The organism is Collinsella sp. Sow4_E3 (genome assembly GCF_052116285.1).
Classification (GTDB): Bacteria; Actinomycetota; Coriobacteriia; order Coriobacteriales; family Coriobacteriaceae; genus Collinsella.
Genome location: NZ_JBQKLJ010000117.1, coordinates 1 through 467 on the forward strand (window position 1 = coordinate 1; position 467 = coordinate 467).

The window sequence follows — 467 nt, forward strand, 5'->3', positions numbered from 1 at the left end:
CCGCAAGAGATGGAATCAAATTTCCATATGTATCATTTTCAAGAAGTCCATCAACCATATTGGTCACGATATCAGATACTTGAGCACGGTTAAAAGCAATATAGTCCAAAGATGTTGGGTCTTCGGTATAAACGTATGAATAAGTTGACGCCGTTCCTGAACCACCATTATTTGAAGCGTTTCCACAAGCTGCTAAAAAACTAGCCGAGAGTAGCGTTACACCGGCGATGGCTGCCAATTTTCTCTTTTGCATAGAGTTCTCCTCTGTATCTTATTGTTGAATTTTTAAAGAAACAATTCTTAAATTGTACATGTTCGATTATATCACGTTTTTTTTGAATTGTAAAGTAATTTTAGTATATTTGGAATATTCTGATTATTTAGTTTTAATCTCTTTGGCTTGAGAATCTGCAATGCTTTTTATGGTATAATTAGAAAACTTGGTACGTTATTTAGGAGGATTTTAT

Annotated in this window: 1 protein-coding gene; it reads right to left on the minus strand. The window is 33.8% G+C overall.

Going from position 1 to position 467, the window contains the following annotated elements; all coding sequences use genetic code 11:
* Nucleotides 1–253 (minus strand): hypothetical protein (locus ACTQ48_RS11550; protein ID WP_441571074.1); only part of this gene is annotated, 253 nt, incomplete at its 3' end.
* Nucleotides 254–467: the final 214 nt, after the last annotated feature.